General features: G+C 35.9%; 7 protein-coding genes. All 7 read left to right on the top strand.

Features of this window, described 5'->3' with window-relative positions:
* Positions 1-33: 33 nt before the first annotated feature.
* A complete protein-coding gene (locus UABAM_RS22490; RefSeq protein ID WP_151970242.1) occupies positions 34-4,251 on the top strand; it encodes a HEAT repeat domain-containing protein in 4,218 nt (1,405 codons plus the stop codon).
* 5 nt (positions 4,252-4,256) lie between these two features.
* A complete protein-coding gene (locus UABAM_RS22485; RefSeq protein WP_151970241.1) occupies positions 4,257-7,070 on the top strand; it encodes a HEAT repeat domain-containing protein in 2,814 nt (937 codons plus the stop codon).
* A 309-nt stretch (positions 7,071-7,379) separates the two neighbouring features.
* Positions 7,380-8,666, top strand: coding sequence for an IS4 family transposase (locus tag UABAM_RS22480; protein ID WP_261344000.1), 1,287 nt, complete (start codon positions 7,380-7,382; stop codon positions 8,664-8,666).
* A 207-nt stretch (positions 8,667-8,873) separates the two neighbouring features.
* Positions 8,874-10,349 carry a hypothetical protein gene (locus UABAM_RS22475; protein WP_151970240.1) on the top strand — a complete coding sequence of 492 codons (1,476 nt, stop codon included), beginning with the start codon at positions 8,874-8,876 and terminating at the stop codon, positions 10,347-10,349.
* A gap of 47 nt (positions 10,350-10,396) precedes the next feature.
* The gene (locus UABAM_RS22470; protein ID WP_151970239.1) at positions 10,397-12,085 is read left to right on the top strand and encodes a hypothetical protein; all 1,689 of its coding nucleotides are present in this window, start codon (positions 10,397-10,399) and stop codon (positions 12,083-12,085) included.
* A 24-nt stretch (positions 12,086-12,109) separates the two neighbouring features.
* On the top strand, positions 12,110-14,266 hold the full coding sequence (locus tag UABAM_RS22465; protein WP_151970238.1) for a lipase family protein: 2,157 nt from the start codon (positions 12,110-12,112) through the stop codon (positions 14,264-14,266).
* A 33-nt stretch (positions 14,267-14,299) separates the two neighbouring features.
* Complete coding sequence (locus UABAM_RS22460; protein WP_151970237.1) at positions 14,300-15,970, top strand: 3-coathanger stack domain-containing protein; 1,671 nt, start codon at positions 14,300-14,302, stop codon at positions 15,968-15,970.
* The last annotated feature ends 40 nt before the right edge of the window (positions 15,971-16,010 follow it).

The raw sequence follows: 16,010 nt of genomic DNA, 5'->3' as shown, positions 1-16,010 counted from the left end.
TTTTGAAGAGGTGTTTTTTAGGTGAGGTTTCTCATGATGAAACGAAAATATTTGCCATATGTGGTAATTCTGTTTATGTTATTTTGTTTAACTTTTGCGCAATCAGAAGACGATAATTTAAACAAACGACTAAACAAAATATTACAACAATTACAATTAAAAGATGCACGTTCACATCTTTTGGCATTGTTTGAATTAGAAAAAATGGGTACGAATGCTATCTCTGTTCAATCGGATTTGCAAAAATTACTGGCAAAAGCAAATGATGAAAACAAAAAAGCGATTGAATATGCACTAGATATTATCAAACGATATTTGCCACCACAAACTTTACAAAAGAAATTCCAAAAAACAACAACAAAGCGTTCCCTGGCATCGCGAGTATCCAAAAACCTCGGTGGCCTGAATATCCTCGGTGTTAGTAGCGACTTTCGACAGCGTTTGCGCTATGGTAAACGCCATGCACTAGTTATCGGCATCAACAAATACAATAAATACTATCCTGAGTTAGATGGACCAAACTACGACGCTGGTGAAGTCGCATCTGTTTTGAGCAATCGTTATGGATTTGAGAATGTGGTGTATCTTTGCGATACAATCCCTGCAAATGTCTATCCCCAAAATGAACTAAAAGAGAAAACACAAAGTAAATTTACTCCTTATGGAAAAACTTATACAACGAAATATAACAATACAACTATCGTTGTCAATCCGCTCATTACCAAAAAAGTAATCAAAGAATTTTTATACCAAACCTTTTCTAAAGTAGGTTCTAACGATGCTATATTTTTGTTTTATGCAGGGCATGGTGTACCCGGCAACATCGTTGCAACCCCAGAAAACAAAAATGAAAATGGTTATATTTCGCTAACAAAAGTAGCAAAAGATCTTTCACAAAAAAACGCCAAGCACACTTTGATGGTTCTCGACTGTTGTTTTGGAGGATCTCTTCTCCAAGACAAGTACAAACCAAAACTCCAAGGTTACAACAACGCGACTTTCCAATTTGGTACAGGAGAAAACATAGATAGACTTTTTGCGCGTAGATCTTTTCAGGTAATTAGTGCAGGAACAGGGAACGAGGTAGTTGCTGATAAACTAAGCACTTCTGCAAAGTACGCACAACTCACAGATACAAGTGGCCACTCTCCTTTTTCTGCTGTGTTCTTACAAGCATTGAAAGGATTAGTTGGGCGAGATGATGGTATAGTTTTGACTTCTGACTTAGGTTACTACATGATGACTAACCTCACCAACGACAAACGCTTAAACGCTAAACAAACACCACGCTATGGTAGTCTGGGAGGCGATGGTGACTTTATGTTTTTTCCTGCGTATAAAGTTCTCAACCCAAAACTTTTGGCTCCTTTGTATCTCAGCGACAAAGTTTACGCTGACTTTCGTAGTTCAGGATGTGAAGCATTAGGTAAGTTTATCAATGATTATCCTGAACAAGACCAAATCTCTCTAACAAAAAGTGCTCTACCTCACATTGCAAAATTATTAGAAGATGAAGAACTTCTTCCTCGTAAAACTGCCTTGAAGTTTATCCAGGAGAAAGCTCAAAAACATGTTCGAGAAATAAAGGAATTTGACGATATTGTATCTGTATTGACAAAGTATTTTTCTTATCAAAATAAAGAACGAAAAGTAATAGATTTAGAAAGCTTCTTTTCTCTCAAAAATCAGAAGCAAGATGAAGCAGACTTATATGAAGTAGTTGATTGTTTGGGGGCATTACATTTTTATGCAGATGAGAAAGCTATTGATATTCTTAAGGGATACAGTAATAGACTAAAGTTAAAATGGGAAAAATCATCGAAAGACAAAGCTAAGCCAAAACGTATACAGAATAAAGTAGATAAATTACAAGAACTTCAAAAAATGATCAGTAAAAAATTTCAAAGTCAAGCACAGATATACCACCAGATAGTTAAGGAATATCACTGGTTGATAAATACTGGAATAGAAGAGTTGAAGCTTTATGAAAATCGTATGCATCTGTTTTTGTCAAAAACAGATGATCCTGAGCGCAAGAGAGCATTTGATTTATTAAAAGATGAACTTAAAGATAGTGATTGTTCAAAACATTTTGAGGTATTTAAAAAATATTTTGGCATAAGAGATCAATATCTCAGAGAAGAAGTTTTAAAGTATCTCAAAGAAAAAGGCAAAGACATGGAAACTCTTCTTCGACTACTCAAAGAAGAAAATAAAAATGTTAAAGAAGATATCGCAAAAGATTTAGAAAAAATCGGAGAAAAAGCGTTTTTAGCCATTGTAAAAGAATTAAAGAGAGATAAAAGCAAAAACCGAATATCGAAAAAATTACTATTTGCTTTTCTCACTTGGGAAAAAGTTTCGTTCTTTAAATTAATCGATAAACTAAATACACAGGATCAAGATTTTTTTATCCCAATTTTAGCAGAAGAAAACTTTAATGATATCTACCAAACTATGATCGATGTCAACCAAAAGGAAGACATACGTTCTAAAGCCGCTTCAGTTATAGCTAGGTTAGATAAAAAAGAACCTTTTATCGCTCATTTTTTTCTTTCTATAGATCAGAGAGATCGCTTCGATAAACAAAGCGCTATTGATATTCTTACTTCTAAGGAAACAGTCACGGAGTATTCTACAATTACAATTCTTTTAGAGTTGTTAAAACATGAAAATGAAAATGTGAGAAGTTCCGTAGCTAATACACTGGGAGAAATGGGAGAAAAAGCGCATTCTGCAGTGCCATATCTTATCCCTCTATTACAAGATCCACATAAAAATGTAAGAAGCTCTGCTGCTCATGTGCTGGGAAAAATAGGAGAGAAAGCTGAGCAAGCAATAGATGATATTGTCTCTCTCTTACAGGATAGGAATAGTGAGGTGAGAAAGTCGGCAGCAGAAGCCCTAGGAGGGATAGGACAAAAGGCCCGCTTGACAGTAAAATATCTAACCCCTTTACTTGAAGATGATCTCATTAATGTAAGAACAACTGTAATAAAAGCATTGGGAAACATAGGGGGAAAAGCTGTAGTACCTGCTCTCATTCTTGCTCTAAAAGATCAGGATGAGAATGTCAGATTTTCTGCAAAATTGACATTGGGCGGAATAGGAGAGAAAGCTGTGGTCCCCACTCTAACTCTTGCCCTAAGAGACCAGGACCGAGATATGAGAAAAACTGTAACAAAAGTATTGGGAAACATAGGGGGAAAAGCTGTGGTACCTGCCCTAACTCTTGCCCTAAGAGACCAGGACCGAGATGTGAGAGAATATGCAGCAGGTGCATTGGGAAAAATTGGAGAAAAAGCCGAAAAAGCTGTGCCAGCTCTTATTCTTGCTCTAAAAGATCAGGATGTATACGTGAAACAATCTGTAGTAGAGGCGCTGGGTGATATAGGAGAAAAAGCTGAAAAAGCTGTAACAGCTCTTATTTTTCTATTGAAAGACAAAAACGACTTAGTGAGGAGGTATACAGTAAATGCATTGGGAAAAATAGGAGAAAAAGCTGTGCCAGCTCTTATTCTTGCTCTAAAAGATCAGGATGTATACGTGAAACAATCTGTAGTAGAGGCGCTGGGGGATATAGGAGAAAAAGCTGAAAAAGCTGTAACAGCTCTTATTTTTCTATTGAAAGACAAAAACGACTTAGTGAGGAGGTATACAGTAAATGCATTGGGAAAAATAGGAGAAAAAGCTGCGCCAGCTCTTATTCGCACATTAAAAGACCAGGATTATGGTGTGAGAGGGTATGCAGCAGATGCATTGGGAGAAATAGGAGAAAAAGCTGAAGAAGCAGTGCCAGTTCTCATTCCTCTACTAAAAGATCAGGATTGGAGGGTGAGAAGTTCTGCAGCAGGTGCATTAGGAAAGATCGGAGAAAAAGCTGAAGAAGCTGTACAAGCTCTTATTCTCTTGCTAGAAGACCAAAGTGAAGATGTGAGAGAATCTGCAGTATCGGCACTGGGAGAAATAGGAGAAAAAGCTGAAGAAGCAGTGCCAGTTCTCATTCCTCTACTAAAAGATCAGGATTGGATGGTGAGAGAATCTGTGGTATCGGCACTGGGTGATATAGGAAAAAAAGCTAAAAAAGCTGTACAAGCTCTTATTCTTCTATTGAAAGACGAGGGGAATCTGAGATACCTTGCGATGGTGGCATTGAGAAAAATAGGAGAAAAAGCTGAAGAAGCAGTGCCAGCTCTTATTCTCGCGCTAAAAGATCAGGATTTATATGAACATGAAAAAACGCTGTCGTAGAAGCATTGGGAGAGATTGGTGAGTCTGAAAAAGTTATTCTCGCTCTTATTCCTCTATTAGATGAAAATAAAAATTACGATATTAAGCTTTCGGCAACAGAAGCATTAGAAAAGATAGCAAAAAAAGCAACACTGCCTTTCATTTCTCTTTTGCAGAATAAAAAATTTTTTGTAAGAAGATATGCAGCAAAAGTATTGGGAGAGATAGGGGAAAAAGCACATCCCGCAATACCAGATCTTGTACTTTTGTTAAAGGACAAAAGTTCAAATGTAAGATGGGAAGCTGTAAAAGCGTTGGGAAAGATCGGAGAAAAATCTTACTCTACTGTATCTTACGTTATTCCTCTGTTGAGGGATCAAGATTCAGTTGTAAGGCGAGAAGCAGTAAAAACATTAGGAATGATGAAGGAGAGTGCGTATCCAATGGTGCAGTATATTATTCCTCTACTGAGAGATGGAGACCCAAATGTAAGATGGGAAGCTGTAGAAGCGTTGGGAGTGATCGGAAAAAAAGCAATATTTTCACTTATCTCTCTTTTGGAAGACAAAGATCAACATGTCAGAAAAGCTGCTGCTATAGCATTTGGTAGAATACAAGAAAGTGAATTCTCTACAGAAGAATGCATCATTCCTATCTTAGAAAATCTCTCAAAAAACCAAGATTATGATGTTAAGATCTTTGCAACTATCTCACTAATAAATATGAGAGAAAAAGCCATATCATCTATTATTCTTCTCTCGAAAGATTCAGATGTAATATGGCAAGTACTAGAAGCACTGAGGGAAATAGGTGAAAAAACATACTCTGTAGTACCGCATCTTATCCCATACCTTATACATCTGATGAAAGCAGACACAGATGTAACACAAGATGTCATAAAAGCAATCGGAAAAAAAGCAATACCATCTATAATTCCTCTTCTAAAAAGCGAAATTTCAGATGTTAGATGCTCTGCAGCTATAGCACTAGTAATGCTCGGAGAAAAAGCAACCTCTGCTACTCCATACTTAAGTTCTTTACTAAAAGATGAAGATTCTAATGTCCGACGATATGCCGCGTACGCATTGATATCTCTGTTAAAATATGAAAACTCGGATGTAATAAAGGAAGCTAAAAAAGTACTGGGGCTGAAAAAGAACGCATATCCAATGATACACCTATTGGAAAATGAATACTTCGAAAGGAATGCTTTAGAAGCATTAGCAAAGATGGGCGAAAAAGCTGTACCATATCTCATCCCTCTGCTAAAAGATCCAGATGTAGAACGGAGTGTAATAGAAGTATTGGGAAACATGGGAGAAAAAGCTATTCGGCAAATAATTCCTCTCTTACAAAATGAAGATAAAAATATTATAAAAAATGCAGCCGAAGTATTGGGAGAAATCGGAGAAAAAGCTGAAAAAGTCGATAATGTAGTATCACATCTTGTCCCTTTATTGAAAAATGAAAATTCTGATGTAGTGTGTAGCACATTGTTGGCATTGGGAGAGATAGGAGAAAAAGCTGAAAAAGCTGTATCGGCTCTTGTTCTTGCTCTAAAAGACCAGGATTGGAGGGTGAGAAGAAATGCAGCGTGGGCATTGGGAGAGATAGGAGAAAAAGCTGAAAAAGCTGTATCGGCTCTTGTTCTTGCTCTAAAAGACCAGGATTGGAGGGTGAGAAGAAATGCAGCGTGGGCATTGGGAGAGATAGGAGAAAAAGCTGAAAAAGCTGAAAAAGCTGTATCGGCTCTTGTTCTTGCTCTAAAAGACCAGGATTGGAGGGTGAGAAGAAATGCAGCGTGGGCATTGGGAGAGATAGGAGAAAAAGCTGAAAATATAATACCAAAATTAATTCCCCTCCTAGAAGATCAGATCTCAAATGTGAGGCATTCTGGAGTAGAGGCACTGGGAAAAATTGGAGAAAAAGCAGTACCAGACCTCATTCTTGCGTTAAAAGACCAGGATGAAGATGTGAGAAAAAATGCAGCAAGAGCACTAGGGAAGATAGGAGAAAAAGCCGAAAAAGCTGTACCTACTCTTATTGCTGCTCTAAAAGACTATGATTGGAGGGGGAGAGGGGATGCAGCGAAGGCATTGGGAAATATAGGAAAAAAAACTGAAAAAATAATAGTAGCATTAATTTCCCTCTTAGAAGACCAGGATTACTATTTGAGAGGGGATGCAGCTGAGGCATTGGGGAAAATCGGAAAAACAACTCTTGCAATTCAACATCTTATCCCTCTTTTGCAAAATGATAGTAAATATGTTAGATCTTTTGGGAAAGAAGCATTGGAAAAGATAAAGAGAAAAGGAAAAGAAGCTGTACCATGTTTTATACCCCTTTTGAGAGATAAAGATTTCTGGATTAGATATTCAGCTTTAAAAGCATTAGTAGATATGGGAGAAAAAGCTGCACCTTCTCTTATCCCCCTATTAAAAGATTCAGATAAAGATGTTCAAAATTCAGCAGTTTATGCCTTGAAAGAAATAGCAGAAAAAAATTCTTTAAAAACTGTTATTCCTCATATCCGACAATTTTTACAAATAGAAGCAAATCAAAAAGTATTGGGACTTAAAGTCTTAAATTCATGCGTATGGCATGCTTATCTAGAAGAAAAGAAAAACGTCTTTACTCAAGAAGACATACAAATTTTATCCAAATCAGAAGACTATGAAATTCTAAATACCGTTGCTGCTATTTATGCATGGCAGGGAAATACCAAAAAAGCAAACATGTACTCATCCAAAACATATAAAGAGACAGCAAAAAGAGTAAAACTTTTACTTGAAGGAAAAACTCCAAAGCAAGTAGAAATAGAATTAAAAGAAAATCAATAATTCCTGTACTGTTAGTCTTTATTACAAAAAGTTCTCAAAAAATAAAAATTTTACATAACTTAAGTGGTTTAGTTTGAGAATGTAATGATAGAGCTTCGCTAAAGCATTGTTTTTTTGTAGACAAACAAGATATTGTCGGTTATTGTAAAATTACAATTGAAAATTTTAAAAATTTTGAAAAAGTCATAGTGCTGAGTTTGTTTTAACAAAACCACGCCCCTGTCACCCCAAGCCCATTGACTTAAGCGTAAGTATATAGTATAAAATAATTTAAAACAGTAAAAGAAGAGATTATGAAAAAAAAGAGTAATAGATAAAAGTAAAGAACTATTAGAGTCAGAGCGTTTCAAAAAAATGCATCGTAAAAACGAAAAAGACTTTACAAGAGAAAGAAAACTACCTTTTTCAAGATTAATGGTATTCATGATACGTAAAAGCATAAAATCAATACAAAATAGGCTAAACGAATTCGTAAAAGACTTGCTTACAAATTTTACAACGGTAACCTCAGGAGCATATACAAAAGCAAGGAAAAAGCTGAATTATACAGCCTTTATAGAGTTAAATAAGCAAGCAGTAGTTGAAACATTGTATGAAGATGAAGACTACAGAAAATACAAAGGTTTTCGTCTATGTGCAATAGACGGATCAAAAGTAAGACTTCCAAATGAAAAAGAGATAGAAGAACATTTTGGCACAATAAGATATAAAAATAAAAACATAAGTGTAGAAGGATCACACGCATTTGCAACAGTGTCAGTACTTTATGATCTACTAAACGAAATCGCAATTGATAGCGAAATAGGACACTGTAAAAAAGATGAAGAGCTATTTGCTTACAAACACTTTCAACATGCAAATGAAAATGATCTCATTCTCTTCGACAGAGGTTATTGTTCATATACCCTGTTAGCACATTTATGTAAAAAAGGTATCAATTTTGTAGTTAGATGTCCTGTTAATTCTTTCTATCAAGCAAACAAAATGTTTAAGCAGAAAATTGAGAGCTGTATTACAACTATTGAACCTCCTGACGATAAAAAGAAATTAGTTAATGACCAGTCTCTACCATCGAAAATTTCTGTACGTTTTGTTCGTGTTATGCTTGATACAGGTGATGTTGAAGTCCTTGTTTCTTCCTTAGTGGATGAACAATTGTACCCCACTGATGATTTTAAAGAGCTTTATTGGTTTAGATGGGGTATAGAAACTTTCTTTGATCGCATTAAAAACCGTCTTGACCTTGAGAATTTCACTGGCAAAACTACTCTATCTGTTCAACAAGATTTCTATGCTACTATTTACATTAGTGGTCTTGAATCTATTCTTATTGAAGATGCTCAAGATATTCTTGATCAGAAAACTTCTAGCAATAAGTATCCTCAGCAGGTCAATAAATCCGTTTCTTTTAATACCATTAAAAACTACGCTCTTGATTTACTTTTTGAAAATGACTCTGATTTACTTTTTGAAAAACTTACTCAACTTTTTCTTTCTTCTCCTACTTGCATTCGAAAAGATCGCCCTCGACCCCGAGTTAAATCTCCTCGAAAACAAGTTAATTACTATAAAAGAAAACGAAAACCTACTTACTAGATTTTCTTAAGTCAATGGGCTTGCCCTGTCACCCAACCGCTGCTACATTGTCTACCATATGAGTTATAACCGTTCCAAAACATAAATACTTAAGAGGTTTAATTGAGAAAGAATTGGGCAAATATAAATTCAAAAGATTAATTTTTTTAGCCCATGATGTTATAAATTTTTCAAAGTTATTAGTTTCATTCAGATCAGGAGAATTTGATGCAAAAATATATAGTTACTCTTTTATTTTTATCCATAGTTGGATTTACTACAGCGCAAAACCACACAGAAACTATCAATGCTACAAACTTACATGTAAAATCAGCAGAAAGCCCAACATCTTTACTATTGGAACATGAGTCTGGAAAGTGGAAGCTAACTTCCAGTGGTCCCCATTTTTATCTCAGCAATATGAAAAGCGGTGAAGATTTGTTTGCAGTAAAAAGCAACGGTTGTATTGCTATTGGTACAAATACCAATCTCAATGGCGTAAGCCACAGACTTTTTGTTGATGGTTCCATAAAGGCTTCTGGAAATATTTTTTCTCAAAATATTAACAGTGGGCTTATCAAGGCATCTACCAATATCATTGCTCAAAATAAAATTGGTATTGGAACAGATAGTCCTGAAGGGGTGCTACACGCTAAATCAACAGAAAACTATGCCTCCCTGCTGTTGGAAAGTAATCTTGGAAAATGGAAGGCTTCTTCTAGTGGAACTAATTTTTATCTCAGCAATATGAAAAGCGGCGAAGATTTGTTCGCAGTAAAAAGCAACGGTTGTATTGCTATTGGTACAAATACCAATCTCAATGGGGTAAGCCATAGACTTTTTGTGGATGGATCCATAAAGGCTTCTAAAGATATCATTGCTCAAAATATTAATGCTAAAAAAGTGAACATAACAGACTTGACGCTGGGGACTGGAAAAATTATGTCTCCAACAGAACTTTCTTTCAATACCCCTGTTGGAAAAGCAATGACAATCGATAAGGATGGCTGGGTAGCAATTAATGCACAACCTTCTGATAAATACACTCTAACAATAGGTGGGCATACCAAAATTAATAACAACCTTAATGTTAGCGGAGCGATTGGGGTTGGTACAACAGATCCAAAGGCAAATTTACATATTTGTTCAGAAAAGCATTTTACATCTCTACGGTTAGATAATCATAAAGGTAACTGGAGGCTAGCTTCCAGCGGAGGTAGTTTTTACATTAGTAATTATACTACGACTCCAGCTCGAGATTTGTTTGCTATCAACGAAGGTGGGAATGTTGGAATTAAGTGTTCTCCTCATTCCACATACAGTCTTGCTGTAAAAGGAAAGGTACTAGCAGAAGAAGTACTGGTTGCACTTCATCAAGATTGGCCGGACTTTGTTTTTGATGACAGTTATAACCTGACTTCTTTAGAGGAAGTAGAGCAACAAATTAAAAAGAATAAACATTTGCCTGATATCCCTTCAGGAAAAGAAGTAAAACAAAATGGTATCCAGTTAGGCGCAATGCAAGGGAAACTACTACAGAAGATAGAAGAACTTACTTTGTATACAATTCAGCAAGATAAACAAATCAAATCACTCAAGGTGGAAAAGCACCAAATGAAAGAACGCATGGAAGCAGAAAAACTTGAAATGCAAAAGCGTCTCGAAAAAGTTGAAAAACTACTCCACGGTTTATTGAAGAAATAAGAGAAAAGGCAGATCTCCTGCCTTTTCTATCACGAAGAAGGAATGTTATGAAGATACTTTTTTTATTTTTCTTGTTCCCCATATCGTTATTTGCTGATTATTATGGACCAGTAAAAACTGTTTATAAAAAAATTCCTACAGAAACATATCTTGGCAAAAAATTGTTCGATGGAGCACAAAAAAACAACACAGTTACCAGGAAAAAGGTACAACTTATACCTGGATTTCACACTACACAATCCCGTATCCGCATCTCGCGAAATATCCCTACAGGCATTTCTGTTAGTGGCATAAGTGCTTTGTATGAAAAGCGTTCAGCAAAATATAAAGCTACTGCACATTTTCCTGATACAACTCTAGATATAACAAATGTTTGCAAGTGGATTGTTTCTCATAAGAGCTATGGTGGTATCTTTCAAGGTAATTTTGAAGCCAAAACAGTTCCCTACGATATTGAAATTGATATTGTCGCCGCTTTTGCTGTAGAAGGTGTTGTGTTTGAAGTAAAGTTTCCTGTAAAAATTTTAAAGCTCGGTATCACCTCAATTCAGGCAGGAATTGATAAAGAAATATCAGGCGCTATAGAAAAAGCGGAAGCAAATGGTCATAAGCATATTGAAGTGAGAGGTACAAACAGTTTTACCAGTGGCACTGCGCCTACTACACCGCATATCTTTCTAGGAGTTAAGACCGAGCCTATTTCTCCAGATAATAGAATTACGGGTATTGCCATAGTCGCAGGTGGTAAAGAAATTCCTATTTCTCCAGGATACAAAGTTGTTGTTGATTTGAACAAAGGATGTGGCGACGGAACGGCCTATGTTTATCTTTGTATCAAAACAGGAGGAAATAACCCTATCGAAAACTTAATTGCAGCGAAAGACGCAATGGGGTTACCTGAGCCAGGATATACAAGAATAAACCTCAGTACAAACTTTGGATGCCATCAACATATAAAAGAATCAATCCAGTCTCCTTTGCGCGAATATCATGGGCAGGATATTTATATTTTTGTAAAAGGTGGAAATGAAATACTTGCTATTCCTTATGGAAATGATGAAGATTACCTACACAAAAATATCGAAGGATATGTTAATCAAAAACTTGAAATTTTAAAGGGAGAAGTTGAAAAAGCAAAAGAAACTGCACAGACCATCCAAAGAGAACTTCAGAAAATAGAAAAAGCTGTTAGCAATGTTGTCGGCTATGAAACAAACAAGTGGGATAAAAGAGAAGAAATTTATAATCATGAAAATGAAGATGGTAAAGGACGTTGGACAGTAGCCTGGGGAAGAGAAATTACAGAAACAGACTTAGCCGAAATTTTAGTAGCTATAGGTATTGATATTTATGGAGGAGGCGGCAACGCAACTCTCACCAAAATAGAAGAAATTGGCATTGAGTCATTTGAAAAAATTACAACAAATACAATTGAAACATTTTCATTGTATTTAGAAAAAACTGCACGACAAATAGCGGATGAAATGCTCAACGATATAGATAATTTAGTTTTTGATGTCATGGAACGCTTTTTCAAAGCCTTAGTAGATGGGAAAGATCCAGATGAAGCTGTTCGGAGTTTTGTAAATGGGAAAATAAATTCATATGGCAGCATTCGTATTCATGTTAGGGCTGGTGTAGCTTCGTATTCTGGTTCCAATAAATTATTTGGACAAACCGCTTCAAAAACGTTTTCGTGGCAACCATTTGTTGCTATCCGCGTAGTTAGAGATTAGGTAATTTAAAAATTGTGAGGGGATATGAAAACAGTATATTTCATTCTATTTTTTATCGCTACAAACTTTTTAGCGTCTCAAGAAAAACAGTTATATTTAGATTGTGGCTTCGAAACAGGTAAAAACTTAAAAGTTGGTGTAATTCATAAGTCATTAAATGACATACAAACAACACAAAGGTTTGGTAGCTCTAAAACTGAATTGATGGCAAAAAAACAAATTTTTTTTAAGCCTGGTTTTCACTGTAAAAATCTAAGGGCTCATATTGATAAGTCTGATATTCATAGGATAGCTATCTTTGGCCCAGATTCGTTTTATGAAAATGAGCAACCTCAATTTGAAGCTTATGCTTCTTTTTCCGAAAATGAACCGTGTTCATATAGGGTAACAGATAAATGTGAATGGATGATTACCCCAAATGGATATGCTAAACTTGAAAATAAAGTGTTTCAAAATCAGATAAAAAAAGTTTTTAAAACACTATCAACAGATAGTAGAGATTTAGAGGTGAAGATAGTTGCAGCTTTCAACGGAGTTTCTGTTAAGAAAAGTGTAACAGTATATAGAAAAGGAATAACGCATCTTACTGTAAAATGGGATAGTAAAGAAATTCCGGAAGGGTACAAAAGTACCAAGGATCTCAATACTGGTGCAGGTGGAGAGTATATTTATTTGTGTTATAAAGTTGAAACCCCCGAAAATCCTGATGACAGAATCACTGGTCTATTTTTGGTAGCTGGTCCAGAAAATGTTTCTGCCCCTCCTGGTTATACTTTAAGGGGACATGACCTCAATGCTGGTGCTGGTGGATCATATATATACATGGCTTACAAAAAAGGAGGGTATAATCCACTTCAAGAAATAGAAGTTTTAACTCGCCACGAAGAAAGTACAAAAGGGTATGAAAAAATTCCTCTCGACTTAAATTGGTCAGTAGGCGGAGAATATTTATATTTATCAGTAAAAGGCGGAGAAGAACTAATCTACCAAATAGTTGGCGAAAAAAGTGACTATCAAAAACAATCTGACTGGGACGCCTTTACTGGTTGGGCTGACGAAAAAGGAGAACATCTAGGGAATTTTGTAAAAGCGACCTTTAACATCAAAAGGCACCTCAGGGTTACAAATGATTACCTTGCCGATCGAAGTAAAGTCTTAAATACGTATATTGATAATCGTTTCCGAACTTTAGAAGATAGCTTACGTACAGAACTCAAAGCGGGAGGAAAATACCTTGACGAGAGAATACGAGCTGTTGAGAATTTCGACCTTAAAAACTACGATCCCCAAAATGAGTGGGAACATGGAATGAAGTTTCTCAAACGACGCAAAGAGACTTTAAAAAAAGCGAGCATGGTAGAATTTAACAGGCTAGAAGGAACTCTTCTAAGAGAATTACTAAATGCACTAATGGATCGCGATACAGAAATACCTAAGAAGTTTCATCAAAATACGGATAGTCAGGGAAAAACACTGGATGGACATATAATCTATTATGTTAATGGTGTTGCAACTACCGAAAAGAAAGCTCAAACTTCTATGAGAATGCTTGCTGATACTCTACAACACCCTATCCGCGTAATTTATAATAAATCACATGATGATCCTGATGGCTATAATACAGGAAATAAATTTTATGCACTAGATTTTACAGAAACTCTTAGTGATCTAGATTGGTATAATCTCGCACCTTTTGAAGAAACACTCCGTGTGTTGTCCAAACTTGCACAAGAGTTTTTATCATTTGATGTAACAATACCAAGAGATCCAAGAAGATTACTTGATAAAATCTATGTTAGTAACTACTGTACTAGACGCGTTGCAGGGCTAATGTACGAAAAAGCTCAAAAGGGCGAACCGATGACGATAGTAAGTCATTCTCAAGGATGCGTAATAGTTCGTAATGCGTGTTTTATTATGCAAATTTTGGGATATAGACCATGGGTAAAAAAGCATTTACGTTGGGTTGCTGTAGGTTCTCCTGTTAATGAAAATTTTAACCATCCACGACCACCAGAACAAGAAAACCGCTACTATCGCTTAGTTGATAATGATGACATTGTCGTCAATTCTGTAGGTATGAGTGGGCTATCTGGCTGGAGTTTTGATGCTCATGACTTTAACGAGGTATATATACCCAGGTTACGAGGGATCATGAAAGATTTAGACATGATTAAGTAACAAGTTTGTTAGTGGTTTTGCAGGAGAATGATAATGCTTAATCTAAAGAATTGGCCTCTTTTATGTTTACTTTTACACTGGAGTATATTTTTACCTGCACAAGATATGTGTAAAACAGTTGACTTAAGTAGCGAAAACTTTACCGAGCAAACACACCAACAAGAAGAACAGTCAGGTCTCTCTCTTGTTGGTGCTGTTAAAAAATTATGGCCTAAAAACGAAAGAGTTCTTCATGTTCGTTTTGTTGGTATCAGAAATCGTATCCTTGAACAGCAGATTCAAAAAATCGTAGAAGACAACTGGGAACAGTGTTGTGGAATCGATTTTGTATTTGATAACAGCAGCAAAGCTCAAATTACGGTAAATATTTCTTCCAGCCAAGGTAACAACTCTTATGTAGGGACGGATTCTAAAGGTAAAAATCCAAGCATGAACTTTTTGTTTTACTACTATGATAAAAAGTCCAAGAAAACAAAATTGCGCAGTGATGTGTTGAGAGAAATTGGTGGCAAAAAGGTCATTCCTTACGACTCTTATACATATGGAACCATATTACACGAATTCGGCCATGCTATGGGTTTTAAACATGAACAACAAAGTCCGAACTTTAGAGTAGAGTGGGATGAGGAGAAACTTTTCAATTACTACAAGGAAATCTACCCTAAAAAAGAAGATGAAGTCGTTCGCAGTATGATGTCTATAAATATGACAAAACTAAAAGGCAGTTCTTTTACGCGTAGAGTTTATGGTAAGGTACAACAAATCAATTCTGACTCATCTAACAATCAGGGATACAACACGGGGCCATTCCAAAGTGAAATAGTGGAAGTACGATTCAAACCTATGCATGCTACAACAGATTTTGATCCTCACTCTATTATGTGTTATCCGATTAATTTGCACCTGGTAAAAGACTACAGCAAGTACCGCCTGGGAATTTTAGATGGTAAACATGAAGAGGATCTCAAAGGATGGCGTAATACTTTAGAGATGCGCTATGATTTCCGCAAAGAAGGACTAGAAATCGACAAAGATGCTGAAATAATTTTATATAGAAATAATGACAACATTTACATCAGAACCAATATTGATGATATCCGTTATATACTAATGCCAAACTCAAAGTCAGGAAATCTAGATATTTATCCATGGTGGGGAGGACGTCACACCTTATCTAGCGTAGATCGATATTTTGCAAATAAATTATACCCATATACCAGAAGTTCTGACAACCATCGATTTGTACAACGTGAACTCTATCGTGCTTTTGAAGAAATACTCTCACGCCAACCTGATATCAACGAGATAGTAGAGTGTAGTAACTACATGCATGATTATGGCTTATTAGAAATGCGTTATCTGATAGCCAAGAAAGCAACGAAAAAGATTAAAAGTTTTTATCTCATGTATACAGGAAGTGAAGCAAGTGATGAATTTGTTGAGGATAGTAGACAACAACTAGTAGAAAGAAATATGGATGATGTTGTAATCAAAAAGCTGTTGAAAAATGTGACTATTCGCTCACAAGAACAATTCGGAGAGCAACAGGCTAATATTGAAAAAGCAGTAAATATTGATGTTAGTACTTTTCAAAATGCTCCTGGTGGTGAAATGATGTTGAAAGCCCGAAGAAAGATAACTCTCAAACCAGGTTTTCACGCTAAAAAAGGCGGAAAGTTTTTAGCAGAAATTCATAAAGAGTAGATATGAATACTAGTTAAAGATGTGTAATAAAATATATTCA

The sequence above is a fragment of the Candidatus Uabimicrobium amorphum genome, assembly GCF_009002475.1.
GTDB lineage: Bacteria > Planctomycetota > Uabimicrobiia > Uabimicrobiales > Uabimicrobiaceae > Uabimicrobium > Uabimicrobium amorphum.
Note: the sequence above shows the minus strand (reverse complement) of the source record. Positions and strands in the feature narration are given on the sequence as shown.